The following is a 25,077-nucleotide window of genomic DNA, read 5'->3' on the forward strand; positions in this document are numbered from 1 at the left end:
TCAGGCGACTGGCGTGCCAGCCGTCAGAAGTTGCAAGGGACGCTTCGGCGTCCCTTCTTTCTTGCCGGCCCCCGCTTACTGGCCCGCGCATCCTTTCACCCTCTTTAACGTCTGGTGTGCCCTGCACGTTCATCGGTGAAACCGTGGGTTCATGGAGTGACATCCGGGCGGAAGGTAGAGTCCGGCGGCGTGCACCTCAAGGCCCTGACTCTCCGCGGGTTCAAGTCGTTCGCCTCGGCGACCACGCTCCGGTTCGAGCCGGGGATCACGTGTGTCGTCGGCCCGAACGGCTCGGGCAAGTCCAACGTCGTGGACGCGCTCAGCTGGGTCATGGGCGAGCAGGGTGCGAAGTCGCTGCGCGGCGGCAAGATGGAGGACGTCATCTTCGCCGGCACGACCGGCCGTCCGCCACTTGGCCGTGCCGAGGTTTCGCTGACCATCGACAACTCCGATGGCGCACTGCCCATCGAGTACGCCGAGGTCACCATCACGCGGATCATGTTCCGCAACGGCGGCAGCGAGTACCAGATCAACGGCGACACCTGCCGTCTCCTCGACATCCAGGAACTGCTGTCCGACTCCGGCATCGGCCGTGAGATGCACGTCATCGTCGGGCAGGGACAGCTCGACTCCGTCCTGCACGCCGACCCCATGGGCCGCCGCGCCTTCATCGAGGAGGCCGCGGGCGTCCTCAAGCACCGCAAGCGCAAGGAGAAGGCGCTCAGGAAACTGGACGCGATGCAGGCCAACCTCGCGCGCGTGCAGGACCTGACGGACGAGCTGCGCCGGCAGTTGAAGCCGCTGGGCCGCCAGGCGGCGGTGGCCAGAAGGGCCGCCGTCATCCAGGCGGATCTGCGCGACGCCCGCCTGCGCCTCCTCGCCGACGATCTCGTGCGGCTCCGGGAGGCGCTCCAGGCCGAGGTCGCCGACGAGGCCGCGCTGAAGGAGCGCAAGGAAGCCGCCGAGCAGCAGCTGAAGAAGGCGCTCCAGCGTGAGGCGCTCCTGGAGGACGAGGTACGGCAGCTCACGCCGCGGCTGCAGCGGGCCCAGCAGACCTGGTACGAGCTGTCCCAGCTCGCGGAGCGGGTGCGCGGCACGATCTCGCTGGCCGACGCGCGCGTGAAGAGCGCGACGTCCGTGCCGCCGGAGGAACGCCGGGGCCGCGACCCCGAGGACATGGAGCGCGAGGCCGCCCGGATCCGCGAGCAGGAGGCCGAGCTGGAAGCGGCCCTGGAGGCGGCCGAGCGGGCTCTGGAGGACACGGTCGCCCACCGTGCCGAACTGGAGCGTGAGCTCACGCAGGAGGAACGGCGCCTGAAGGACGTCGCTCGTGCCATCGCGGATCGCCGCGAGGGCCTGGCCCGGCTGAACGGGCAGGTCAACGCCGCCCGTTCGCGTGCGGCCTCCGCCCAGGCCGAGATCGACCGCCTGGCCGCAGCCCGGGACGAGGCCCAGGAGCGGGCCTTCGCCGCGCAGGAGGAGTACGAGGTCCTGAAGGCCGAGGTCGACGGCCTGGACGCCGGCGACGCGGAACTCGCCGAGCAGCACGAGGCGGCGAAGCAGCAGCTCGTGGAGGCGGAGGCCGCCCTGTCCGCGGCCCGCGAGGCGGTCACCGCGGCGGAACGGGGGCGCGCCGCGACCCAGGCCCGCCACGAGGCGCTGGCGCTGGGCCTGCGCCGCAAGGACGGCACCGGAGCACTGCTCGGTGCGAAGGACCGGCTCACGGGGCTGCTCGGCCCGGCCGCGGAGCTGCTCACCGTGACACCGGGGTACGAGGTAGCGCTGGCGGCCGCTTTCGGCGCGGCGGCGGACGCGATCGCGGTGACATCGCCGTCGGCTGCGGCGGAGGCGATCCGGCTGCTGCGCAAGCAGGACGGAGGGCGGGCGGCGCTGCTGCTGAGCGGAGCACTCGACGACGTACCAGGGGAGGCGCACACGGACGGGCCGCCGTACGCCGCCGACCTGGTCCGTGGTCCGGACGAGCTCATGCCCGCCGTACGCCGCCTTCTGCGCGGCATCGTGGTGGTCGGCACCCTCGAGGACGCCGAGGACCTCGTCTACGCCCGCCCCGGCCTCACCGCCGTGACCGCCGAAGGCGACCTGCTGGGCGCGCACTTCGCGCACGGGGGGTCCGCCGGGGCGCCGAGCCTGCTCGAAGTGCAGGCCTCCGTGGACGAGGCCGCTGCCGAGCTGGAAGAGCTGGCCGTGCGGTGCGAGGAGCTGGCCGAGGCGCAGCATGCGGCGGCCGAGCGGCGCAAGGAGTGTGCCGGGCTCGTCGAGGAGCTGGGGGAGCGGCGCAGGGCGGCCGACCGGGAGAAGTCGTCCGTCGCGCAGCAGCTGGGGCGGCTCGCCGGGCAGGCGCGCGGTGCCGCGGGCGAGGCCGAGCGGTCCGTCGCCGCCGCCGCGCGGGCGCAGGACGCGCTCGACAGGGCCCTCCAGGACGTCGAGGAGCTGGCCGAGCGGCTGGCCGTCGCCGAGGAGATGCCGGTCGAGGAGGAGCCCGACACGTCGGTACGGGACCGTCTCGCCGCCGACGGCGCCAACGCCCGGCAGACCGAGATGGAGGCCCGGCTCCAGGTCCGTACGCACGAGGAACGGGTCAAGGGACTCGCCGGCCGCGCCGACTCCCTCGACCGGGCCGCCCGAGCGGAGCGAGACGCACGCGCGCGTGCCGAGCAGCGGCGGGCGCGGCTGCGGCACGAGGCGGCCGTCGCCGAAGCCGTCGCCTCCGGTGCGCGCCAACTCCTCGCGCACGTCGAGGTCTCCCTCGCCCGCGCCGACGAGGAGCGTGCCGCCGCCGAGGCCGCCAAGGCGCGGCGTGAGCAGGAGCTGGCCGCCGCCCGAAACGAAGGCCGCGACCTCAAGGCCGAACTCGACAAGCTGACCGACTCCGTCCACCGTGGCGAGGTCCTCGGCGCCGAGAAGCGGATGCGGATCGAGCAGCTGGAGAGCAAGGCGCTGGAGGAACTGGGCGTCGAACCGGCCGGGCTCGTCTCCGAGTACGGCCCTCACCAGCTCGTCCCGCCCTCCCTGGCCGCCGAGGGCGAGCAGCTCCCCGAGGATCCCGAGCACCCCCGCAATCAGCCCAAGGCCTTCGTCCGGGCCGAGCAGGAGAAGCGGCTCAAGGCCGCCGAACGCGCCTACCAGCAGCTCGGCAAGGTCAACCCGCTCGCCCTGGAGGAGTTCTCCGCGCTCGAGGAACGGCACAAGTTCCTCAGCGAGCAGCTAGAGGACCTGAAGAAGACCCGTGCCGACCTGCTCCAGGTCGTCAAGGAGGTCGACGAGCGCGTCGAGCAGGTCTTCACCGAGGCCTACCGGGACACGGCCCGGGAGTTCGAGGGCGTCTTCAGCCGCCTGTTCCCCGGTGGCGAGGGACGGCTGATCCTGACCGATCCCGACAACATGCTCACCACGGGCGTCGATGTCGAGGCGCGTCCGCCGGGCAAGAAGGTCAAGCGGCTGTCGCTGCTCTCGGGTGGTGAGCGCTCACTCACCGCCGTTGCCCTGCTCGTGTCGATCTTCAAGGCCCGGCCGAGCCCGTTCTACGTCATGGACGAGGTCGAGGCCGCCCTCGACGACACCAACCTGCAGCGGCTGATCCGCATCATGCAGGAGCTGCAGGAAGCCTCGCAGCTGATCGTGATCACCCACCAGAAGCGCACGATGGAGGTCGCCGACGCGCTGTACGGCGTCTCCATGCAGGGCGACGGTGTGTCCAAGGTCATCAGCCAGCGACTTCGCTGACGCTGCCGGTCGGACTCGACCGTCGAAACACTTCACCTTCACTTCTTCAATAAGTGAACACATCTCACCTGATCGCGTCTCGAAAGTCACAGCAGCCGCCCTATTGACTTCGAAACTTGAAGGCATAGTCTCTGCAACGTTCCTTTTACCTTCAGGTATCACTACTTGGAGCGGCTGACCCCCACCCGGCAGCGTTGCCGGTGGCCCGAGGAGTACACGTGACCAGCACAGCGCAGGCACCCACGTCAGGAGCCAGGACGGCTCACCCCGAGCATCTCGGGCACGTCGTCTTCATCACCGCGGCGGCCGCCATGGGCGGGTTCCTCTTCGGCTACGACAGCTCCGTCATCAACGGAGCCAACGGTGGCATCCAGGCCCGGTTCGACCTCAGCTCCGGTGTCACCGGGACCGTCGCTGCCAGCGCCCTGCTCGGCAGTGCCGTCGGCGCCGCGATCGCCGGCCGCATAGCCGACCGCATCGGCCGCATCCGCGTCATGCAGATCGCGGCGGTGCTGTTCGCCGTGAGCGCCGTCGGTTCGGGCCTCCCGTTCGCCGCGTGGGACCTCGCCGCCTGGCGGGTCCTCGGCGGCATCGCCATCGGCATGGCCTCGGTCATCGGCCCGGCCTACATCGCCGAGGTCGCCCCGCCGGCGTACCGCGGCCGGCTCGCCTCGTTCCAGCAGGCCGCCATCGTCATCGGCATCGCCGTCTCCCAGCTCGTCAACTGGGCCATCCTCAACATGGCCGACGGCGAGGAGCGCGGGACGGTCGCGGGCCTGGAGGCCTGGCAGTGGATGCTCGGCGTGATGCTGGTACCCGCGGTGATCTACGGCCTGCTGTCCTTCGCCATCCCCGAGTCCCCGCGCTATCTGATCAGCGTCGGCCGTGTCGAGGACGCGAAGAAGGTGCTCGCCGATGTCGAAGGCGGGACGGACCTGGACGGCCGGGTCGCCGAGATCGAGCGCGCCATGCACAGCGACCACAAGTCCACGTTCCGGGACCTGCTGGGCGGCCGGTTCGGTCTGCTGCCGATCGTGTGGATCGGTATCGGCCTCTCCGTCTTCCAGCAACTGGTCGGCATCAACGTCATCTTCTACTACTCGAACCTGCTGTGGCAGTCCGTCGGCGTCGACCCGTCGAGCTCGTTCTTCTACTCGTTCGAGACCTCGATCATCAACATCATCGGCACCGTGATCGCGATGATCTTCGTCGACCGCATCGGCCGCAAGCCGCTCGCCCTCATCGGCTCCGTCGGCATGGGCATCTCGCTCGCGGCGGCTGCCTGGGCCTTCTCGTTCCAGAGCGGCAACGACCCGCTGCCGACCGCGCAGGGTTATGTGGCGCTGATCGCCGCCAACGCGTTCGTCCTCTTCTTCGCCATGTCCTGGGGAGTGGTCGTCTGGGTCATGCTCGGCGAGGTCTTCCCGAACAAGATCCGCGCCGCCGCCCTGGGCGTGGCCGCCTCGGCCCAGTGGATCGCCAACTGGGTGATCACGATCACCTTCCCGGACCTGTCGGACTGGAACCTGTCGCTTACGTACGTCATGTACGCGGTGTTCGCCTTCCTCTCCATCCCGTTCATCCTCAAGTTCGTGCCCGAGACCAAGGGCAAGAAGCTGGAGGAGATGGGCTGACCGGCCCCCGAACTCGGGGAGAAGGGCCAAGTCCCCGCTGCCCCTCTCCCCGTAACCCCGCCGCCGCCCCGGCTCGGCCACTGCCCGAGCCGGGGCGGCGGTTTCTCGTACGTCAGCGGATGAGGGCGTCGACCGACCCCAACCCCGGAAGCACCTCCTCCGCGAACAACCGCAGGCTCCGCCACCCCTCCTCCACCGGCATCCCGCCCGACAGCGGGTGCAACACGTAGCTGTCGAACCCCAGCGCCACACACTCCTGCGGCGTCACGATCCGGTACACGCCCTCGGCACGCAGCTCCTCCACCGTCGTGGCCGCCGACTTCACGGCGGACCGCACGTCCCCGGACTGCCAGGAGGCGTACGTCCGCGCCTCGTGCAGGAAATGCCCGCCGCAGCGAGCCCACGCCCGGTCGGGATCCTCGGCGATGTGCAGCAGCGGCGTCTCCGCGGCCGGCATCATCGTCCAGCCCTCGGTGCCGTACTCGACGAGCCGCTCCTTGTAATACGCCTCCAGCTCCGGCAGATGCGCGCTGGGGAAGAACGGCAGACCGAGCCGGGCGGCCCGGCGGGCGGCGGCCTTCGAGGAGCCGCCGACCAGGAGCAGAGGGTGCGGCTCGGTGCAGGGGCGCGGAGTGACCCGTACCGTACGGCCCCGGTACTCGAAGGGCTCGCCGGTCCAGGCCTTGAGCAGGGTGTCGAGGAGCTCGTCCTGGAGCTTGCCGCGCCGCTTCCAGTCCACGTCGAACAGGGCGTACTCCTCGGGGCGGTACCCGATTCCGGCGACGGTCACCAGCCGCCCGCCGCTCAGCAGATCCAGTACGGCGATCTCCTCGGCCAGCCGCAGCGGGTCGTGCAGCGGGCCGATGATCGCCGAGACGGTGACCGCGAGGCGCCGGGTCGCGCCGAAGACCGCCGCCGCGAAGGCGAAGGGTGACGGCAGCCAGTTGTTGTCGGCGCCGTGGTGCTCCTCCGTCTGCACGGTGGTGATGCCGTGCTCGTCGGCGTATGCGGCCATCTCCAGGGCCGCCTGATAGCGGGCGGCGAGCGAGGCGGGGGTCGCGTCGGGCTCGACGAGGTTGAAGCGTACGACCGAGACGGGCATGGGGGTCCCCCTTCACCGGGCGGGTGTGAAGGCGGACGTTAGCTGACGGTGTGTCAGACATCCAGAGGGGTGTCGCCGCACTCCATGGCCGATACTGGACGCGTTATGGACATCCTCATCCTTGCTGTAGTCATCGCCGTGGTCGTGCTCGGCGCGCTCGGTGGGCTGATCGTCGGCAGCCGACGCAAGAAGCAGCTGCCTCCGCCGCCCCCGGCCGCCCCCGACATCACCGCCCCTCCGGCCGAGCCGCATGTCGGCGACGAGGCCGAGACACCGCGCGACGAACCGCGCCGGACCATAGAGGAGGTTGACCTTCCGGGCGGTGGAGCACCGACCGCCGTCGAGGAACCGCCCGTCGTCGAAGAGCTCCCGCCGACCGAGATCGAGATCCCGGAGCCCACCGCCGGCCGCCTGATCCGCCTGCGTGCCCGGCTCTCCCGCTCGCAGAACGCCCTCGGCCAGGGGCTGCTCACGCTCCTGTCGCGCGAGCACCTCGACGAGGACACCTGGGAGGAGATCGAGGACACGCTGCTCACCGCCGACGTCGGCGTGCTGCCCACCCAGGAACTGGTCGACGGGCTGCGCGAGCGCGTGAAGGTCCTCGGTACCCGCACCCCCGAGGAGCTGCGCGGCCTGCTGCGCGAGGAGCTGCTCAAGCTGGTCGGCACCGACTTCGACCGCACGGTCAAGACGGAGCCGGAGACCAGCAAGCCCGGCATCGTGATGGTCGTCGGCGTCAACGGCACCGGCAAGACCACCACCACCGGCAAGCTCGCCCGCGTCCTCGTGGCCGACGGCCGCAGCGTGGTCCTGGGCGCCGCCGACACCTTCCGTGCCGCCGCCGCCGACCAGCTCCAGACCTGGGGCGAGCGCGTCGGCGCCTACACCGTGCGCGGGCCTGAGGGCGGCGACCCCGCCTCCGTGGCCTTCGACGCGGTGAAGGAGGGCAAGGAGATGGGGACGGACGTCGTCCTCATCGACACCGCCGGACGCCTGCACACCAAGACCGGCCTCATGGACGAACTCGGCAAGGTCAAGCGCGTCGTCGAGAAGCATGCGCCGCTGGACGAGATCCTGCTCGTGCTGGACGCGACGACGGGGCAGAACGGTCTGGTCCAGGCCCGCGTCTTCGCCGAGGTCGTCGACATCACCGGCATCGTGCTCACCAAGCTGGACGGCACGGCCAAGGGTGGCATCGTCGTCGCGGTCCAGCGCGAGCTGGGCGTGCCGGTGAAGCTGGTCGGGCTGGGCGAGGGTGCCGATGACCTGGCGCCGTTCGAGCCGGAGGCGTTCGTTGACGCCCTTATCGGGGAGTGACCCCACCTCACCTACGAACTTTCGTATGTGCTCGGCCGAAGAAGCGCCCGCCTCCCAAGGTGCAGTTGGGGGACGGGCGCTTCGCTGTGTACGACCATGAGCTGTGCACGACTGTGAGCTGTGTACGACTGTGAGCCGTGTACGACTGTGACGGTTGTGCCCTGCGTTACGCCCGCGACCGATGCGCCACGTAGGCCAGCGTCCCCAGCAGCAGTCGCGCGGCCGGCGGCCTCGTCGCCGAGTCCAGCTCGGGTGGCCGCAGCCACCGCACCGGCCCCAGCCCGCCCCGGTCGGACGGCGGGGCCGTGATGTGCGTACCGGGGCCGAGGCCGCGCAGGTCGAGGTGGGTGGGGTCGTCCCAGCCCATGCGGTAGAGGAGCTCGGGGAGTTCCGCGGCGGCGCCGGGGGCGACGAAGAAGTGGGCGCGGCCCTCGGGGGTGGCCGTGACCGGGCCGAGGGGGAGGCCCATGCGCTCGAGCCGGGTGAGCGCGCGGCGTCCGGCGGGCTCCGCCACCTCGATCACGTCGAACGCCCGCCCGACCGGCAGCATCAGCGCGGCGCCCGGTACCTCCGCCCAGGCCCTTCCGACCTCGTCGAGGGTGGCGCCGGCCGGGACGTCGGGCGCGAAGTCGAGGGGGTGTGCGCCGGGGGCGTGACAGTCGGAGTGGCCGCACGAGCAGGCGCCCGCCGCGGCTCGCGCGCCGGGCACTACGTCCCAGCCCCACAGTCCGGTGAACTCGGCGACGGTGGTGCACTCCGAGGAGCGGCCGCGTCGTCGCGAGCCGGATCGGATCTCCCGGATGCCGCCGATCGTGAAGCCCATGCCCCCTCCAACGGGTCCAGCGCGCCGGTGGTTACGACACGGATTCGGTACGTGACCCTGCGTGTTCTCAGATCGCCGGTTACCCATGAACCCCGCTCGGTCCACGCGGCGCCTGGAAGTGCTCCGGGTTGCGGGCCTGGCGACACGCGCCCCTGAGTGCTTCGCTCCGCCCACTTCCGGCCGTCCTATGTCAAGTGAATCGCGTGGAGGTCACCGTTAGTTCATTCGAAGGGGTGGCGAATGGTGGCGTTTCCGGGATCGCCATGGCTGGGTCCGTGATCGTAGGATTACCGTGAGTGCACGGACCCTCGGGGCACATGCACACTTGGGTATGCCGGGGGCAAGTCGGCTTTCCGTTCGAAGGGTGGCAACTGCCGGACGGGCGACCGTATTTACCGGCATTCTGATAGGGCTTGGCGCACTCGATGACAAGTGGTCCAAGGGATGGGGGCGTTCCAGTGAGCGGCAACAGCGGAAGCGGCACGAGTGCTGGTGGCGCATCGCACGCTGACAAGCGCCCCAACGAGCTGCTCACGTCCTGGTTCGTGCGCAGCGGCTGGTCGAAGGGTGAACTGGCCCGTCAAGTGAACCGCCGCGCACGCCAGTTGGGCGCCAACCACATCTCGACCGACACCTCGCGCGTCCGTCGCTGGCTGGACGGCGAGAACCCCCGCGAGCCGATCCCGCGGATCCTGTCCGAGCTCTTCTCCGAGCGGTTCGGCTGCGTCGTCTCCGTCGAGGACCTCGGCCTGCGCGCCGCCCGTCAGTCACCCTCCGTGTCCGGCATCGACCTGCCCTGGACGGGCCCGCAGACGGTGGCCCTGCTCAGCGAGTTCTCGCGCAGCGACCTGATGCTGGCGCGGCGCGGCTTCCTCGGGAGCTCGCTGGCCCTGTCCGCGGGCCCGGCCCTCATCGAACCGATGCAGCGCTGGCTGGTCCCCGCACCCCCGGCCCCGTACCAGGAGTCCCGTCCCGTCCCGTCCTCACGCGCGCGTGGCCGCCTGTCCAGGCCCGAGCTGGACCTGCTGGAGTCCACCACCGTGATGTTCCGGCAGTGGGACGCCCAGTGCGGCGGCGGTCTGCGCCGCAAGGCGGTCGTGGGCCAGCTGCACGAGGTGACCGACCTGCTCCAGGAGCCCCAGCCGGAGGCGACCACCCGCAAGCTGTTCAAGGTCGCCGCCGAGCTGGCGGAGCTGGCCGGCTGGATGTCGTACGACGTGGGGCTCCAGCCCACCGCGCAGAAGTACTTCGTCCTCGCGCTGCACGCCGCCAAGGAGGCGGGCGACCGGCCGCTCGGCTCGTACATCCTCTCCAGCATGAGCCGCCAGATGATCCACCTCGGCCGGCCCGACGACGCCCTGGAACTGATCCACCTCGCGCAGTACGGCAGCCGGGACTGCGCCAGCCCGCGCACCCAGTCGATGCTGTATGCGATGGAGGCCCGCGCCTACGCCAACATGGGCCAGCCCGGCAAATGCAAGCGGGCGGTCCGGATGGCCGAGGACACCTTCTCCGAGGCGGACGAGTGGGACGAGCCGGACCCCGACTGGATCCGCTTCTTCTCCGAGGCCGAGCTGTACGGCGAGAACTCCCACTCGTACCGGGACCTGGCCTATGTCGCCGGCCGCAGCCCGACGTACGCCTCGCTGGCCGAGCCCGTGATGCAGCAGGCCGTGGACCTGTTCGCAAAGGACAGTGAGCACCAGCGGTCGTACGCGCTGAACCTCATCGGCATGGCCACGGTCCAGCTGCTGCGGCGCGAGCCCGAGGAGAGTGCCGTCTATGCCGAGCGGGCCATGCTGATCGCCAAGAAGGTGCGCTCCGAGCGCGTCAACACTCGTATTCGAAAGACGGTCGACACGGCCGTACGCGACTTCGGGGATCTCGCCGAGGTCGTGGACCTCACCGACAAGCTCGCCGTGGAGCTGCCCGAGACCGCGGAGGCGGTCTGAGCTTCGCGTGCAATCCCAGGGCAACCCCTGAACCCCGGCCGCGGCCGCCCCTCCCGAACTGCCCGACTCGGCTCCCCCATGCCAGGTCATCGGAAGGCCGACCGCGGCCGGCTGCTGTCCCCCCTTTGCGCCTGAACCGGCGCCGCTCTCGCGGATGTGGCTGGGCGTCGCGGGGGTTCCTCAATCGATGGCTGCGGTGGTCGTCATCGAAGGTTGCGCCAAGATAACGATCGGCTCGCCCACAATCCGGCAGTTCATCGAGGCGTAACACACGAGGCGTCTTCGTCACGGCGGCGAAACAACGAGGGGCTTCCATCGAAACGGCGCTGCGTCAATCTCGTGGCGCATAACCGGCCCACCCCTCAATCCGCTCAGGCTTCGCCCGCACGGGGCCGTACCAACACGAGGAGACGCCGATGGCACCAGCCATCATGATGGCGGCAGACAAGGTAGAGCTGTCGCCCGCCAACACAGGTTTCATGCTCATCTGTTCCGCCCTGGTGATGCTCATGACCCCGGGCCTGGCCTTCTTCTACGGAGGCATGGTCCGCGTCAAGAGCACCCTGAACATGTTGATGATGAGTTTCATCAGCCTGGGGATCGTCACCATCCTGTGGGTGTTGTACGGCTTCTCCCTCGCCTTCGGCACCGACTCGGGCAGCCTCATCGGCTGGAACTCCGACTGGATCGGGCTCAGCAACCTCGACAAGGGCGAGCTGTGGAGCTCGGCGGGCACGACCTACAACATCCCGGTGCTGGTCTTCTTCGTCTTCCAGCTGATGTTCGCGATCATCACGCCCGCCCTGATAAGCGGTGCTCTCGCGGACCGCGTGAAGTTCTCGGCATGGGCGCTGTTCATCGCGCTGTGGGCCACGGTCGTGTACTTCCCGGTCGCCCACTGGGTCTGGGGTGACGGCGGCTGGGCCTTCGACATGGGCGTGATCGACTTCGCCGGTGGTACGGCGGTCCACATCAACGCCGGTGCCGCGGCGCTCGGCGTGATCTTCGTCATCGGTAAGCGCGTCGGCTTCAAGAAGGACCCGATGCGTCCGCACAGCCTGCCGCTGGTCATGCTCGGCGCCGGTCTGCTGTGGTTCGGCTGGTTCGGCTTCAACGCCGGCTCGTGGCTCGGTAACGACGACGGCGTCGGCTCGCTGATGTTCGTCAACACGCAGGTCGCCACCGCCGCCGCCATGCTGGCCTGGCTGATCTACGAGAAGATCCGCCACGGCGCGTTCACCACGCTGGGTGCCGCCTCCGGTGCCGTCGCCGGTCTGGTCGCCATCACCCCGTCCGGTGGTGCGGTCACCCCGATGGGCGCGATCGCCGTCGGTGCCATCGCCGGTCTGCTGTGCGCCATGGCCGTCGGCCTGAAGTACAAGTTCGGCTACGACGACTCGCTCGACGTCGTCGGCGTCCACCTCGTCGGCGGTGTCGTCGGCTCCCTGCTGATCGGCTTCTTCGCCAGCGGCAAGGGCCAGTCGGAGGCGACGGGTGTCTTCTACGGCGAGCACACCTTCGACCAGCTGTGGAAGCAGTGCGCCGGTGTCGGCGCGGTCCTCGCCTACTCCCTGATCGTCTCCGCGATCCTCGCCTTCATCCTCGACAAGACCATCGGTATGCGGGTCACCGAGGACGAGGAGATCACCGGTATCGACCAGGCTGAGCACGCCGAGACCGCATACGACTTCAGCGGCGCCGGCGGAGGTGCCGCCAAGACCGCCGTCGCGGCCGCGGCCGCCACTGCAAGCAAGAAGGTGGACGCATGAAGCTCATCACCGCCGTCGTGAAGCCGCACCGGCTCGACGAGATCAAGGAGGCCCTCCAGGCCTTCGGAGTGCACGGTCTGACGGTCACCGAGGCGAGCGGCTACGGTCGTCAGCGGGGCCACACCGAGGTCTACCGCGGTGCCGAGTACACCGTCGACCTGGTCCCTAAGATCCGCATCGAGGTGCTGGCCGAGGACGACGATGCCGAGCAGCTGATCGACGTCATCGTCAAGGCCGCCCGCACCGGCAAGATCGGTGACGGCAAGGTCTGGTCCCTGCCGGTCGAGACGGCCGTACGGGTGCGGACCGGGGAGCGCGGACCGGACGCGCTCTGAGGAACGCGCTCCAGAGGAAAGCTCCAAGAGAACGCGCTCTGAGAGAAGAAGAAGGACAGGAGTCGCTGGGTGTCGGGTACGGACGTTCGTAAGGATGCAGAGGACTCGGGACCCAGCGGCTACGCGGCGGCCCGGCTGCGTCTCCTCACCGAGGGGGCGCAGTCCGGGCCGCCGCGCCGTACGGCCCTGGCGAACCTGACCGACGACTGGCTGACCGGCCTGTTCGCCGCCGGGGCCGAGGGCCTGCGCGGCGTCTCCCTGGTCGCGGTCGGCGGCTACGGCCGCGGCGAGCTGTCCCCGCGCAGTGACCTGGACCTGCTCCTGCTGCACGACGGCAGCGACCCCGGTGCGGTGGCCGCCCTGGCCGACCGCATCTGGTACCCCGTCTGGGACCTCGGCCTCGCCCTCGACCACTCCGTGCGTACGCCGGCCGAGGCCCGCAAGACCGCCGGGGAGGATCTGAAGGTCCAACTCGGCCTGCTGGACGCCCGCCACATCGCGGGTGACCTCGGCCTCACGGCCGGACTGCGGACGGCGGTCCTGGCCGACTGGCGCAACCAGGCGCCCAAGCGCCTGCCCGAACTGCAGGAGCTGTCCGCCGAACGCGCCGAGCGGCAGGGCGAGCTGCAGTACCTGCTGGAACCCGACCTGAAGGAAGCGCGTGGCGGTCTGCGGGACGCCACCATCCTGCGCGCCGTCGCCGCCTCCTGGCTGGCCGACGCCCCGCGCGAGGGCCTCGACGACGCCCGGCGCCGACTGCTCGACGTGCGCGACGCCCTGCACCTGACGACGGGGCGGGCGACGGACCGGCTCGCGCTCCAGGAGCAGGACCAGGTCGCGGCCGAGCTGGGGCTGCTCGACGCGGACACGCTGCTGCGGCAGGTGTACGAGGCGGCGCGGGTCATCTCGTACGCGAGTGATGTCACCTGGCGTGAAGTAGGGCGAGTGCTGCGCTCGCGCGCCGTGCGGCCGCGTCTGCGCGCCATGCTGGGCGGCGGCAAGCCGACCGCCGAGCGCTCACCGCTGGCCGAGGGCGTGGTGGAGCAGGACGGCGAGGTAGTGCTCGCCCGCGCCGCGCGCCCCGAACGCGACCCCGTGCTCCCCCTGCGCGCCGCGGCCGCCGCCGCGCAGGCCGGACTCCCGCTCTCCCTGCACGCCGTACGGCGCATGGCGGCCGCTGTGCGCCCGCTGCCCACGCCCTGGCCGGCCGAGGCGCGTGAGCAGCTCGTGACCCTGCTGGGCTCCGGGCGGCCGACGGTCGAGGTGTGGGAGGCGTTGGAGGCCGAAGGGCTGATCACTCGCTTCCTCCCGGACTGGGAGCGGGTTCGCTGCCGCCCGCAGCGCAACGCCGTGCACATCTGGACCGTCGACCGGCACCTCATCGAGACGGCCGTCCGGGCCTCCGAGTTCACCCGCCGCGTCCACCGCCCCGACCTCCTCCTGGTCGCCGCGCTGCTGCACGACATCGGCAAGGGCTGGCCCGGCGACCACTCGGTGGCCGGCGAGATCATCGTCAAGGACGTGGCCGCCCGCATCGGCTTCGACCGCGACGACGTGGCCGTGCTCTCCACCCTCGTACGCCATCACCTGCTGCTCGTCGAGACGGCCACCCGGCGCGATCTGGAAGACCCGGCCACCGTGCGCTCGGTCGCCGAGGCGGTCGGCTCCCAGGGCACCCTGGAGCTGCTGCACGCCCTGACCGAGGCGGACGCGCTGGCCACCGGCCCGGCGGCCTGGTCGTCGTGGCGGGGTTCGCTCGTTACCGACCTGGTGAAACGGGTCGCGGCCGTACTCGCCGGGGACGAACTGGACGAGCCCGAGGCCGCCGCGCCCACCGCCGAACAGGAGCGACTGTCCATCGAGGCGATCGCGACCGGCAGCCCCGTGCTGGCGCTGCGCGCGCAGACCGAGCCGCCGGCCGAGGACCAGCCCTCGGGCGACCCGGAGCCGCTCGGCGTGGAGCTCCTCATCGCCGTACCGGACCAGCCGGGCGTGCTGCCCGCGGTGGCCGGCGTCCTGGCGATGCACCGTCTGACCGTCCGCACCGCCGAGCTGCGCGCCCTGGATCTGCCGGACGGCGTCGAGGGCTCCGTCCTGCTGCTGGACTGGCGGGTCGCCGCCGAGTACGGCTCCCTGCCGCAGGCCGCCCGGCTCCGTGCCGACCTGGTACGGGCCCTGGACGGTTCCCTGGACATCGCGGGCCGGCTCGCCGAGCGGGACGCCGCCTACCCGCGCCGCCGGGGCGTCGTGGCGCCGCCGGCGAGGGTGTCGGTCCACCCGGCCGCCTCCCGGCTGGCCACCGTGATCGAGGTGCGCGCCCAGGACGCGCCGGGGCTGCTGTTCCGGATCGGCCGGGCGCTGGAGGACGCGAGCGTCCAGGTGCGCAGTGCCCACGTGAGCACGCTGGGCGCCAACGCCGTCGACGCGTTCTATGTCACAGGCCCCGAGGGTGCGCCGCTGCCCAGTGAGGAAGCGACCTCCGTGGCGCGGAAGCTGGAGGAGACGTTGCGGGGCTGAGAGCCTGTTCACAGGCTCTGCACCCAGGGATCCCGGCAACCTGCGCCGCCGGGATACCCTGGAGGGCGATTCCCAGCTGCCACCGACCCCGAGGACCGCGAGCGCCGTGTTCGATACTCTCTCCGATCGCCTCTCAGCGACTTTCAAGAACCTGCGCGGCAAGGGACGGCTCTCCGAGGCGGACATCGACGCCACCGCGCGCGAGATCCGCATCGCACTCCTCGAAGCGGACGTGGCACTGCCCGTCGTCCGCACGTTCATCAAGAACGTCAAGGAGCGCGCTCTCGGCGCCGAGGTCTCCAAGGCGCTGAACCCGGCTCAGCAGGTTCTGAAGATCGTCAACGACGAGCTCGTGACGATCCTGGGCGGCGAGACCCGGCGCCTGCGCTTCGCCAAGCAGCCGCCGACCGTGATCATGCTGGCCGGTCTGCAGGGTGCCGGTAAGACCACCCTCGCGGGCAAGCTCGGTCACTGGTTGAAGGAGCAGGGCCACTCGCCGCTGCTGGTCGCCGCCGACCTCCAGCGCCCGAACGCCGTCAACCAGCTCAGCGTCGTCGCCGAGCGGGCCGGTGTCGCGGTCTACGCACCCGAGCCGGGCAACGGCGTCGGTGACCCGGTCAAGGTCGCCAAGGACTCCATCGAGCACGCGAAGACCAAGGTCCACGACATCGTGATCGTGGACACCGCCGGCCGCCTGGGCATCGACCAGGAGATGATGCAGCAGGCCGCGGACATCCGGGACGCGGTCTCGCCGGACGAGATCCTGTTCGTCGTCGACGCGATGATCGGTCAGGACGCGGTCAACACCGCGGAGGCCTTCCGCGACGGCGTCGGCTTCGACGGCGTGGTGCTCTCCAAGCTCGACGGTGACGCCCGCGGTGGTGCGGCCCTGTCGATCCGCCAGATCACCGGCAAGCCGATCATGTTCGCGTCGAACGGCGAGAAGCTCGACGACTTCGACGCCTTCCACCCGGACCGGATGGCCTCCCGCATCCTCGACATGGGTGACCTGCTCACCCTGATCGAGCAGGCGGAGAAGACCTTCGACCAGGCCGAAGCCCAGAAGATGGCCGAGAAGCTGGCCTCCAAGAAGGGCCAGGACTTCACCCTCGACGACTTCCTGGCCCAGATGGAGCAGGTCAGGAAGATGGGCTCCATCTCCAAGCTGCTCGGCATGCTCCCGGGCATGGGCCAGATCAAGGACCAGATCAACAACCTCGACGAGCGCGACGTCGACCGCACGGCCGCGATCATCAAGTCGATGACCCCGGCCGAGCGCGCCGACGCCACGATCATCAACGGCTCGCGCCGCGCCCGTATCGCCAAGGGTTCCGGCGTCGAGGTCAGCGCCGTGAAGAACCTCGTCGAGCGGTTCTTCGAGGCCCGCAAGATGATGTCCCGCATGGCCCAGGGCGGCGGCATGCCCGGTATGCCGGGGATCCCGGGCATGGGCGGCGGCCCCGGCCGCGTCAAGAAGCAGCCGAAGAAGGCCAAGGGCAAGCAGCGCTCCGGCAACCCGATGAAGCGCAAGCAGCAGGAGCAGGAGGAGGCCGCCCGCAGGGCCGCCGCCGCGCAGGCCGGAGGCGCCTTCGGCGTGCCGGGCCAGCAGGCTCCGCAGGACTTCGAGCTGCCGGACGAGTTCAAGAAGTTCATGGGCTGACGGTTCGTCTCGTACGTCGCTGGGGGCGCCCCTCTCCAAGGGAGGGGCGCCCTCAGCGCATGCCATGGCCGGATATCTGCCGTAACGTCCAGATATGAGCAATGCCGCGCCGCCACGCAAGGCCCCTGACCAGCCGTGGCGCACCGAGGGCACCCCGGACGAGCCGTCCGGGCGGACCGGTGGGCGACGGATGCGCGGCCGCTGGTGGAGCCTGTTCCTCACCGCGGTGATCGTGTTCCTGCTCGCCTATCTGGGGCTGACGTACCTCGACCGGGGCAACGAGCCGACGATCTCCTACACGGAGTTCAGCAGGCAGGTCGATGCCGGAAACGTCGACAAGATCTACTCCAAGGGCGACGCGATCCAGGGGGAGCTCAAGAGCGCCCGGGACAACCCCGAGGGCGACGGTGACTACACCCGGTTCAAGACCCAGCGCCCGGCCTTCGCGGACGACGACCTCTGGCAGGAACTGAGCAGCCGCGACGTGACGGTGACCGCCCAGCCGGTCGTGCGGGAGCGCGGCGTCGTGTCCAACCTGCTGATCTCGCTGGCGCCGATCGTGATCATCGTCGCGGTGTGGATCTTCGTCGCCCGGCGGCTCGGCGCGGGCAAGGGCGGCGCGGGCGGCATGTTCGGGCGCAAGGCGCCGCCCAAGCCGGTCGAGCTGCGGCCGGGGACCCAGCGCACGACATTCGCCGACGTGGCCGGCATCGACGAGGTCAAGGGCGAGCTGGACGACGTCGTCGACTTCCTGGAGCACCCCGACGCCTACCGCCGGATGGGGGCGAAGATGCCGCGGGGCGTGCTGCTCGCCGGCTCACCCGGCACCGGCAAGACCCTGCTGGCGCGTGCGGTGGCGGGCGAGGCGGGCGTGCCGTTCTTCTCCGCCTCCGCGTCCGAGTTCATCGAGATGATCGTCGGCGTCGGCGCGTCCCGTGTCCGGGAGCTGTTCGCCGAGGCCCGCAAGGTCGCGCCGTCGATCATCTTCATCGACGAGATCGACACCATCGGCCGGGTGCGCAGTGGCGGCGCGTCGGTGAGCGGCCATGACGAGCGCGAGCAGACGCTGAACCAGATCCTCACGGAGATGGACGGCTTCTCCGGCTCCGAGGGCGTGATCGTCATCGCGGCCACGAACCGCGCCGACATCCTGGACCCGGCGCTGACCCGGCCCGGCCGCTTCGACCGGGTGGTCAACGTCTCCCCGCCGGACCGCGGCGGGCGCGAGGCCATCCTGCGGATCCACACCCGCGACATCCCGCTCGCCAAGGACGTGGATCTGACCCAGCTCGCCCGTACGACCCCGGGCATGACAGGTGCGGATCTGGCCAATCTCGCCAACGAGGGCGCTCTGCTCGCGGTCAAGCGGGGGCAGGAGCAGGTGACCGCCTCGGACCTCTCCGAGGCCCTGGAGAAGGTGCAACTGGGCGCCGAGCGCACCCTCGTGATGCCCGAGGAGGATCGCCGGCGCACCGCGTACCACGAGAGCGGGCACGCCCTCCTCGGCATGCTGCAGCCGGGCGCCGACCCCGTCCGCAAGATCACCATCGTGCCGCGCGGCCGGGCGCTCGGGGTGACGTTGTCGACGCCCGAGGTGGAGCGGTACGCGCACTCCGAGCAGTACCTGCGCGGCCGCATCATCGGCGCACTGGGCGGCATGGCGGCCGAACAGGTGGTCTACGGGGTCGTCACCACGGGCGCGGAGAACGACCTGGAACAGGTCACCAACATCGCGCGCGGCATGGTGGCCCGCTGGGGCATGAGCGAACGGGTCGGCCGACTGTCCGCCCTGCCGAGCGACACCCAGCAGGCGTACGGGCTCGCGGCCGCCCCGCAGACCCTCGACGTGATCGACTCCGAGATGCGCCGGATCGTCGACGAGTGCTACGAGGAGGCATGCCGCAAACTCCGTGACCACCACCGGCAGTTGGAGGCGCTGGCGGAGGCCCTGCTGGAGAACGAGACGCTGGAGGAGGCGGACGCCTACCGGATCGCGGGCATCACCCGGCTGACCAAGGAAGCGGACGCGTAGCGGGCCCGCTCACGGCACGCGCGCGATCAGGTACCGGAAGACGTTCGGCATCCACACCGTCCCGTCCGGCCGCAGATGCGGATGCAGCGCCTCCGTCAACTCCTTGTCCACCTGCACCTGATCGGTCGCCGCGATCGCCGAGTCGAACAACCCCGTCGACAGCAGCCCCCGTACGGCACTGTCGACGTCCGGGTACCCGAAGGGGCAGGCCACCCGCCCGGAACCGTCGGGCCTCAGGCCCGCGCGCTGGGCGACCTCCTCCAGGTCGTCGCGCAGGGCGGGGCGCCAACTGCCCGTGCTGCGCAAGGGATCGGCCAACTTGGTGGCGACGCGCAGCACGGACGACGTGGCGCAGCGCTCCGGCGGACCCCAGCCGGCCAGCACCACCGGCGCCCCCCGCTCGGCGAGCGGCGACGCGGCCGCGAGCACCTCACCGAGCCCTTCGGAGTCGCCCGCGAGGCACCCGATGGGCTCGAAGGCGGTCACCAGGGTGTACGCGGACGTGTGCGTCTGCGCGTGCGACTCCGCCCGCGTCCCGACGCACGCCGCGGCAGCCAGGTCGTCGGACGAGCCGTCGACGAGTCGGGCGTCGGCACGCGCGCGCGTGTCCCACCCTTCGGGGAGCAACCGCTGCCGCGCGAGGGCCAGCCGTTCCGGGGAGGACGGCTCGACACCGGTGACGGCCGCGCCTCTGGACGCCGCCATGACCAGGGCGAGCCCGCTGCCGCAGCCGAGGCCCAGCAGCCGGGTGCCGGGGCCCACTTGCAGTCGCTCGTAGACGGCTTCGTAGAGCGGAACCAGCATCCGCTCCTGGATCTCGGACCAGTCACGCGCGCGTGCACACAGGTCCACGCGAGGTGCCGCCCCCACGTGAGGCAGGTGCTGTCGCACGAGCGTAGGTGTCATCTAAAGCGCCCCAATCCGCCGAGAGTTACCGCTGCGTCCGATTCCGTGGCCCCCGTGGCATGCGCTCACGCTTCCCCCGTATGCCAGGAAACTCCGCGCCCGACGCCGCGTCCAGGGGTCGCGGGGCCCTGCTTGTGGCTTCCCTGCGTCCGTGGCGAGAATTCACATTCCGGCAACGTGGGCCCGTGCGATCTCGCCATGGCGAAGGCACCCGTTCTCACGCCGCGGGCGGAGGACTTCCCGCGCTGGTACCAGGACCTGATCAACAAGGCCGAGCTGGCAGACAACGGCCCGGTGCGCGGCACGATGGTCATCCGGCCGTACGGGTACGGGCTGTGGGAGCGGATGCGGGCCGAGATGGACGCCCGCATCAAGCGCGCCGGAGCCTCCAACGCCTACTTCCCGCTGTTCATCCCGCAGTCGCTCATCAACGAGTACTTCTCGAAGTGGGTGCAGAGCTACCGCGACCTGCCGCTGCTGATCAACCAGTGGGCGAACGTGGTGCGTTGGGAGATGCGCCCGCGCGTGTTCCTCCGGACGACGGAATTCCTCTGGCAGGAGGGCCACACCGCACATGCCACCTACGAGGACGCCCGGGACTGTGCCGCGGCTTCGCCGGTGCCGTCAACACCCTGACCCTCGAAGGGATGATGGGCGACGGCAAGGCCCTCCAGATGGGCACCAGCCATGAGCTCGGCCAGAACTTCGCCAAGGCATTCCACACCCGGTACCTCTCCAAGGACGGGCATCAGGAGCACGTCTGGCAGACCTCCTGGGGATCCTCCACCCGCATGGTCGGCGGCCTGATCATGGCGCACGGCGACGACCACGATCTGCGGGTGCCGCCGCGGCTCGCGCCGGTCCAGGTGGTCGTGCTGGCGATCAAGGGGGACGAGCCGGTTCTGGCCAGGGTCCGCGAAATCGGCGATCAGCTGAGCGCGGCGGGCATCCGCGTCCAGGTCGACGACCGCACGGACATCCCCTTCGGCCGCCGCGCTGTCGACTGGGAGCTCAAGGGCGTGCCGGTCCGCATCGAGGTCGGCCCCCGTGACCTGGAGAACGGCACGGCGATGCTGGCCCGCCGTATCCCCGGTGGCAAGGAACCGGTAGCCCAGGACGCTCTGGCGGCGCAGCTCCCCGCGATCCTCGAAGAGGACCAGGCGCTGCTGCTGCGGCAGTCCCGCGAGCGCCGTGAGTCCCGCACGTCCGAGGTGTCGACGATGGAGGAGGCCGTCGAGGCGGCCACCGCCGGCGGCTGGGCGCGCATCCCGTGGGCGACGCTCGGCGAAGAAGGCGAGGCCAAGCTGGCCGAGCACGCGGTGACCGTACGGTGTCTGCTCGCCGAGGACGGGTCGGTGCCGGACCCCGACGACGCTCCCGGTAACGTCGCCGTCGTGGCGCGCGCTTACTTATATGACGCCTGTGGGGAACGAGAGCGGCCGAATCGCCTCTTGCGCATCCGCAAACCACAGCCGCACCGGAGCGTGGACGGGGCGTACGCGCCGGCGCGTACGTCAGGCTACGCACCGGTTGGGTATGAGCTGCGAGGCTTCTCCGCAGATCGGCGCACCCGCCCTCGTCAGGGCGCATCATTCGCAACTGACGGGTACGTGCAAATTATTTGGGATGGCCCGGAATCGGAACACAGCGGCACTCCGGCTCGTTGTCATTACGTGAGCACGACACAGACACCACCTGTTCTCGCCGCGGAGCTGGCACAGGCGTGGGCCGATATTCAGCGGTACCACCCCGAGTTGCCGGATCTCGCCGCGCCAGAGTCCCTGATCGGGGAGTCGTCGTCCGCGTGCGGTCACGAGCTCTCCTTCGAGCGACTGCTTCACGAGGCAGTCCATGGCATCGCCGCCGCGCGCGGCGTCCGCGACACCTCCCGGGCCGGCCGATACCACAACCGCAGATTCCTCTCCATCGCCGAGGAGCTGGGCCTGGACCACCCCGAGGAGCCGCACCCGAGCAGCGGCTTCTCCCTGGTCACGCTCAACCCCGAGGCCAAGCGCCGCTACCGCCCGACCATCGAACGCCTTCAGCGCGCCCTGAAGGCCCACACCGCGGCGACCTCCGCCGACACCAGCCGGACCTTCCGTGGCCCGGCGGCCCGCCACGGTTCCTCCGGAGGCGGCGTCCGCGTCAAGGCGGTCTGCGACTGCGGCCGCAACGTCCGGGTCGTCCCGTCGGTGCTGGCGCAGGCGCCGATCGTCTGCGGCGGCTGCGGGAAGCCGTTCCGGATCCCGGAGGTCGTGGGCGCGGCGTAACCGCGGGGCGTCCGGTACCGGCATCTCGTGGCTGCCGGTCGGAACGCATGGCGCCTCGGTACGCGCGGCGCCGGGGTGCCGCTCTGGTTCGGCGGCACCCCGGCACCGCCGGGTTGCGCGGCCGACCTCAACGGCACCACTGCGCGGGGTGCCTCTCAGGTATGCCCGACCACACCGCCCCCCTCGGCCGGAAGCGACCCGCAGGGTGTGGCACAATAGCTAGCTGTACTCGACAGTCGCATAGGACCCCTCTCTCCTCCGGCTGACGCGTCCATCGGGCACTCGGGTACCGCAACCCCACGCGGCCATCTCGCCGTGCCCAACCACGTCAAATCCAGGAGAACCCACTCCCGTGGCAGTCAAGATCAAGCTGAAGCGTCTGGGCAAGATCCGTTCGCCTCACTACCGCATCGTCATCGCCGACTCCCGCACCCGTCGTGACGGCCGTGCGATCGAGGAGATCGGCAAGTACCACCCGACGTACAACCCGTCGGTCATCGAGGTCGACGCGGACCGTGTCGCGTACTGGCTGGGTGTCGGCGCGCAGCCGACCGAGCCCGTGCTCGCCATCCTGAAGAAGACCGGCGACTGGCAGAAGTTCAAGGGCGAGCCCGCCCCGGCTCCGCTGCTCGTGGCCGAGCCGAAGAAGGCGCGCCCGTCGTTCGAGGCCCTCGGTGGCGACGACCAGGGCAAGGGTGAGGCGATCACCCAGAAGAAGAAGGCGGAGAAGAAGGACGAGGCTGCCGCCGAGTCCGAGTCGGCCGAGGCCTGAGCATGCTCGAGGAGGCTCTCGAGCACCTCGTGAAGGGCATCGTCGACAACCCTGACGATGTGCAGGTCGCCTCGCGCGACCTGCGTCGCGGGCGTGTGCTGGAGGTCCGGGTCCACCCCGACGACCTCGGCAAGGTGATCGGCCGCAACGGCCGCACCGCACGCGCTCTGCGCACCGTCGTGGGTGCCATCGGCGGCCGCGGTGTACGCGTCGACCTCGTCGACGTCGACCACGTCCGCTGACGCCGAACGCAGCACCGGCTCGGGCCGGGGAGGGCCACTGGGCCGTCCCCGGCCCGTAGTCGTTACGACAGGAGATCTTCGAAAAGTGCAGCTCGTAGTCGCCCGGATCGGCCGCGCTCACGGCATCAAGGGCGAGGTCACCGTGGAGGTCCGCACCGACGAGCCGGAACTGCGGCTCGCGCCCGGCGCGGTACTCCTCACCGATCCCGCCTCGGCAGGCCCGCTCACCATCGAGACCGGCAAGGTGCACAGCGGCCGGCTGCTGCTGCGCTTCGAAGGGGTCAAGGACCGCAACGCCGCCGAGGCGCTGCGCAACACCCTTCTGATCGCCGAGGTGGACCCGGAGGAGCTGCCCGAGGAGGAGGACGAGTACTACGACCACCAGCTGATCGACCTTGACGTGGTCACTGCTGATGGCGTGGAAGTCGGCCGTATCACCGAGATCTCGCACCTGCCCTCCCAGGACCTCTTCATCGTGGAGCGCCCCGACGGCAGCGAGGTCATGATCCCGTTCGTCGAGGAGATCGTCGCCGAGATCGACCTGGAGGAGCAGAAGGCCGTCATCACGCCACCTCCGGGCCTGATCGACGACAAGGCGGAGATCGACTCCGCCAGGGACGACAGCGCATGAGGCTCGACGTCGTCACGATCTTCCCCGAGTACCTGGACCCCCTGAACGTCTCCCTCGTCGGCAAGGCACGCGCGCGTGGGCAGCTCAACGTCCATGTGCACGACCTCCGTACCTGGACGTACGACCGCCACAACACGGTCGACGACACCCCGTACGGCGGCGGCCCCGGCATGGTCATGAAGACCGACCCCTGGGGCGACGCGCTGGACTCGGTCCTGGCGGACGGCTACGAGACGGGCTCCGGCGCGCCCACCCTGATCGTCCCCACCCCCAGCGGCCGTCCCTTCACCCAGGAACTCGCCGTGGAACTCTCCGAGCGGCCCTGGCTGATCTTCACGCCGGCTCGCTACGAGGGCATCGACCGCCGCGTCATCGACGAGTACGCGACCCGTATGCCCGTCCACGAGGTGTCCATCGGCGACTACGTCCTCGCCGGCGGCGAGGCGGCCGTACTGGTCATCACGGAGGCCGTGGCCCGCCTGCTGCCCGGGGTCCTGGGGAACGCGGAGTCCCACCAGGACGACTCCTTCGCGCCCGGCGCGATGGCCAACCTCCTCGAAGGCCCCGTCTACACCAAGCCGCCCGAGTGGCGCGGCCGGGACATCCCCGAGGTGCTGCTCAGCGGCCATCACGGCAAGATCGCCCGCTGGCGCCGTGACGAGGCACTCAGGCGTACGACGGCCAACCGGCCCGACCTCATCGAGCGCTGCGACCCCAAGGCCTTCGACAAGAAGGACCGCGAGATGCTCTCCATCCTGGGCTGGATGCCCGACCCGGAGGGGGAACGGTTCGGCCGATTTTGGCGCAGGACAGAGGGCGTGGAAGAATAAGTCGCTGTTGTGCGTCATCCGGCGTGCGCCCCTGCCACAGGGGGACACGACGCCCGCCCCGACACGGACAGCATCCTCACGAAACACCTAGCTCCCGTCTATGACCTGTGGCATGGGCGAAGAAAGCAGACGAAATGGCTCACCTGCTCGACACCGTCGACGCCGCGTCGCTGCGCAGCGACGTCCCGGCCTTCCGCCCGGGCGACACCGTCAACGTCCACGTCCGCGTCATCGAGGGCAACCGCTCCCGTGTGCAGCAGTTCAAGGGCGTTGTGATCCGCCGCCAGGGCGCCGGCGTGCGCGAGACCTTCACGGTCCGCAAGGTCTCCTTCTCCGTTGGCGTCGAGCGCACCTTCCCGGTGCACACCCCGATCGTCGAGAAGATCGAGCTCGTCACTCGCGGTGACGTGCGTCGCGCCAAGCTGTACTACCTGCGCGACCTGCGCGGCAAGGCGGCGAAGATCAAGGAGAAGCGCGAGAACTGAGCGCTTCAGGGGGCTCGCCCCCACGGGGTTCAAAGCGGGGCCGGATAACATCTGGC

The 25,077-nt window shown here is 70.3% G+C and carries 18 protein-coding genes and 1 pseudogene; 16 read left to right on the forward strand and 3 right to left on the reverse strand.

Annotated elements, in window-relative coordinates; all coding sequences use genetic code 11:
• Positions 1-189 precede the first annotated feature (189 nt).
• Positions 190-3,744, forward strand: coding sequence for a chromosome segregation protein SMC (smc, locus tag AB5J49_RS33665; RefSeq protein WP_369172623.1), 3,555 nt, complete (start codon positions 190-192; stop codon positions 3,742-3,744).
• 218 nt (positions 3,745-3,962) lie between these two features.
• Positions 3,963-5,378, forward strand: a complete 1,416-nt coding sequence (locus tag AB5J49_RS33670; protein ID WP_369172624.1) for a sugar porter family MFS transporter — start codon at positions 3,963-3,965, stop codon at positions 5,376-5,378.
• Between the two features lie 112 nt (positions 5,379-5,490).
• Here the strand turns inward: AB5J49_RS33670 and AB5J49_RS33675 are convergent, their stop codons facing one another.
• On the reverse strand, positions 5,491-6,480 hold the full coding sequence (locus AB5J49_RS33675; protein ID WP_369172625.1) for an LLM class flavin-dependent oxidoreductase: 990 nt from the start codon (positions 6,478-6,480) through the stop codon (positions 5,491-5,493).
• 105 nt (positions 6,481-6,585) lie between these two features.
• On the opposite strand from AB5J49_RS33675, the gene ftsY reads away from it, so the two are divergent.
• Positions 6,586-7,797, forward strand: a complete 1,212-nt coding sequence (gene ftsY, locus AB5J49_RS33680; protein WP_369172626.1) for a signal recognition particle-docking protein FtsY — start codon at positions 6,586-6,588, stop codon at positions 7,795-7,797.
• Between the two features lie 166 nt (positions 7,798-7,963).
• On the opposite strand, the gene AB5J49_RS33685 is transcribed toward ftsY, so the two are convergent.
• Positions 7,964-8,620, reverse strand: a complete 657-nt coding sequence (locus AB5J49_RS33685; protein ID WP_369172627.1) for a bifunctional DNA primase/polymerase — start codon at positions 8,618-8,620, stop codon at positions 7,964-7,966.
• 458 nt (positions 8,621-9,078) lie between these two features.
• Here AB5J49_RS33685 and AB5J49_RS33690 point away from each other — a divergent pair, with 458 nt between their 5' ends.
• The 6 genes from AB5J49_RS33690 to ftsH all read left to right on the forward strand — a co-directional run bounded on the left by AB5J49_RS33690 (position 9,079) and on the right by ftsH (position 18,885).
• Positions 9,079-10,572, forward strand: coding sequence for a hypothetical protein (locus tag AB5J49_RS33690; protein ID WP_369172628.1), 1,494 nt, complete (start codon positions 9,079-9,081; stop codon positions 10,570-10,572).
• A 416-nt stretch (positions 10,573-10,988) separates the two neighbouring features.
• Positions 10,989-12,341, forward strand: coding sequence for an ammonium transporter (locus tag AB5J49_RS33695; protein ID WP_369172629.1), 1,353 nt, complete (start codon positions 10,989-10,991; stop codon positions 12,339-12,341).
• Positions 12,338-12,676 carry a P-II family nitrogen regulator gene (locus tag AB5J49_RS33700; RefSeq protein ID WP_003997576.1) on the forward strand — a complete coding sequence of 113 codons (339 nt, stop codon included), beginning with the start codon at positions 12,338-12,340 and terminating at the stop codon, positions 12,674-12,676. The genes AB5J49_RS33695 and AB5J49_RS33700 overlap by 4 nt, the downstream gene beginning before the upstream one ends.
• A 69-nt stretch (positions 12,677-12,745) precedes the next feature.
• Positions 12,746-15,193: a [protein-PII] uridylyltransferase gene (locus AB5J49_RS33705; RefSeq protein ID WP_369172630.1), complete on the forward strand. Its 2,448-nt coding sequence runs from the start codon at positions 12,746-12,748 to the stop codon at positions 15,191-15,193.
• A 106-nt stretch (positions 15,194-15,299) separates the two neighbouring features.
• Positions 15,300-16,853, forward strand: a complete 1,554-nt coding sequence (gene ffh / locus AB5J49_RS33710; protein WP_369172631.1) for a signal recognition particle protein — start codon at positions 15,300-15,302, stop codon at positions 16,851-16,853.
• A 94-nt stretch (positions 16,854-16,947) separates the two neighbouring features.
• On the forward strand, positions 16,948-18,885 hold the full coding sequence (ftsH, locus tag AB5J49_RS33715) for an ATP-dependent zinc metalloprotease FtsH (RefSeq protein ID WP_369172632.1): 1,938 nt from the start codon (positions 16,948-16,950) through the stop codon (positions 18,883-18,885).
• A gap of 9 nt (positions 18,886-18,894) precedes the next feature.
• Here the strand turns inward: ftsH and AB5J49_RS33720 are convergent, their stop codons facing one another.
• Complete coding sequence (locus tag AB5J49_RS33720; RefSeq protein WP_369172633.1) at positions 18,895-19,791, reverse strand: SAM-dependent methyltransferase; 897 nt, start codon at positions 19,789-19,791, stop codon at positions 18,895-18,897.
• 198 nt (positions 19,792-19,989) lie between these two features.
• On the opposite strand from AB5J49_RS33720, the pseudogene AB5J49_RS33725 reads away from it, so the two are divergent.
• From AB5J49_RS33725 to rplS, 7 genes and pseudogenes are all read left to right on the forward strand, one after another.
• Positions 19,990-21,200, forward strand: a pseudogene (locus tag AB5J49_RS33725) (His/Gly/Thr/Pro-type tRNA ligase C-terminal domain-containing protein); the annotation flags it as partial.
• Between the two features lie 264 nt (positions 21,201-21,464).
• A complete protein-coding gene (locus tag AB5J49_RS33730; RefSeq protein ID WP_062709177.1) occupies positions 21,465-22,061 on the forward strand; it encodes a hypothetical protein in 597 nt (198 codons plus the stop codon).
• 352 nt (positions 22,062-22,413) lie between these two features.
• Positions 22,414-22,833: a 30S ribosomal protein S16 gene (gene rpsP / locus AB5J49_RS33735; RefSeq protein WP_369172634.1), complete on the forward strand. Its 420-nt coding sequence runs from the start codon at positions 22,414-22,416 to the stop codon at positions 22,831-22,833.
• A gap of 2 nt (positions 22,834-22,835) precedes the next feature.
• Entirely contained in the window at positions 22,836-23,075 is a 240-nt protein-coding gene (locus AB5J49_RS33740) for an RNA-binding protein (RefSeq protein WP_005479813.1), read from the forward strand.
• Positions 23,076-23,160: 85 nt separating this feature from the next.
• Complete coding sequence (gene rimM, locus AB5J49_RS33745; RefSeq protein WP_369172635.1) at positions 23,161-23,706, forward strand: ribosome maturation factor RimM; 546 nt, start codon at positions 23,161-23,163, stop codon at positions 23,704-23,706.
• Positions 23,703-24,536 (forward strand): tRNA (guanosine(37)-N1)-methyltransferase TrmD, encoded by an 834-nt coding sequence (trmD, locus tag AB5J49_RS33750; protein ID WP_369172636.1) that lies wholly within the window; start codon positions 23,703-23,705, stop codon positions 24,534-24,536. The genes rimM and trmD overlap by 4 nt, the downstream gene beginning before the upstream one ends.
• 134 nt (positions 24,537-24,670) lie before the next feature.
• Positions 24,671-25,021 carry a 50S ribosomal protein L19 gene (rplS, locus tag AB5J49_RS33755; RefSeq protein WP_369172637.1) on the forward strand — a complete coding sequence of 117 codons (351 nt, stop codon included), beginning with the start codon at positions 24,671-24,673 and terminating at the stop codon, positions 25,019-25,021.
• Positions 25,022-25,077: the final 56 nt, after the last annotated feature.

This window comes from Streptomyces sp. R28, from assembly GCF_041052385.1.
Lineage (GTDB): Bacteria > Actinomycetota > Actinomycetes > Streptomycetales > Streptomycetaceae > Streptomyces.

Excerpts from the sequence above, each read along its gene's own strand:
- trmD (WP_369172636.1), top strand. The coding sequence starts at position 23,703 with ATGAGGCTCGACGTCGTCACGATCTTCCCCGAGTACCTGGACCCCCTG.
- AB5J49_RS33720 (WP_369172633.1), bottom strand. The coding sequence starts at position 19,791 with ATGACACCTACGCTCGTGCGACAGCACCTGCCTCACGTGGGGGCGGCA.
- AB5J49_RS33695 (WP_369172629.1), top strand. The coding sequence starts at position 10,989 with ATGGCACCAGCCATCATGATGGCGGCAGACAAGGTAGAGCTGTCGCCC.
- ftsY (WP_369172626.1), top strand. The coding sequence starts at position 6,586 with ATGGACATCCTCATCCTTGCTGTAGTCATCGCCGTGGTCGTGCTCGGC.
- AB5J49_RS33700 (WP_003997576.1), top strand. The coding sequence starts at position 12,338 with ATGAAGCTCATCACCGCCGTCGTGAAGCCGCACCGGCTCGACGAGATC.
- AB5J49_RS33740 (WP_005479813.1), top strand. The coding sequence starts at position 22,836 with ATGCTCGAGGAGGCTCTCGAGCACCTCGTGAAGGGCATCGTCGACAAC.
- AB5J49_RS33685 (WP_369172627.1), bottom strand. The coding sequence starts at position 8,620 with ATGGGCTTCACGATCGGCGGCATCCGGGAGATCCGATCCGGCTCGCGA.
- AB5J49_RS33675 (WP_369172625.1), bottom strand. The coding sequence starts at position 6,480 with ATGCCCGTCTCGGTCGTACGCTTCAACCTCGTCGAGCCCGACGCGACC.
- rplS (WP_369172637.1), top strand. The coding sequence starts at position 24,671 with ATGGCTCACCTGCTCGACACCGTCGACGCCGCGTCGCTGCGCAGCGAC.
- ftsH (WP_369172632.1), top strand. The coding sequence starts at position 16,948 with ATGAGCAATGCCGCGCCGCCACGCAAGGCCCCTGACCAGCCGTGGCGC.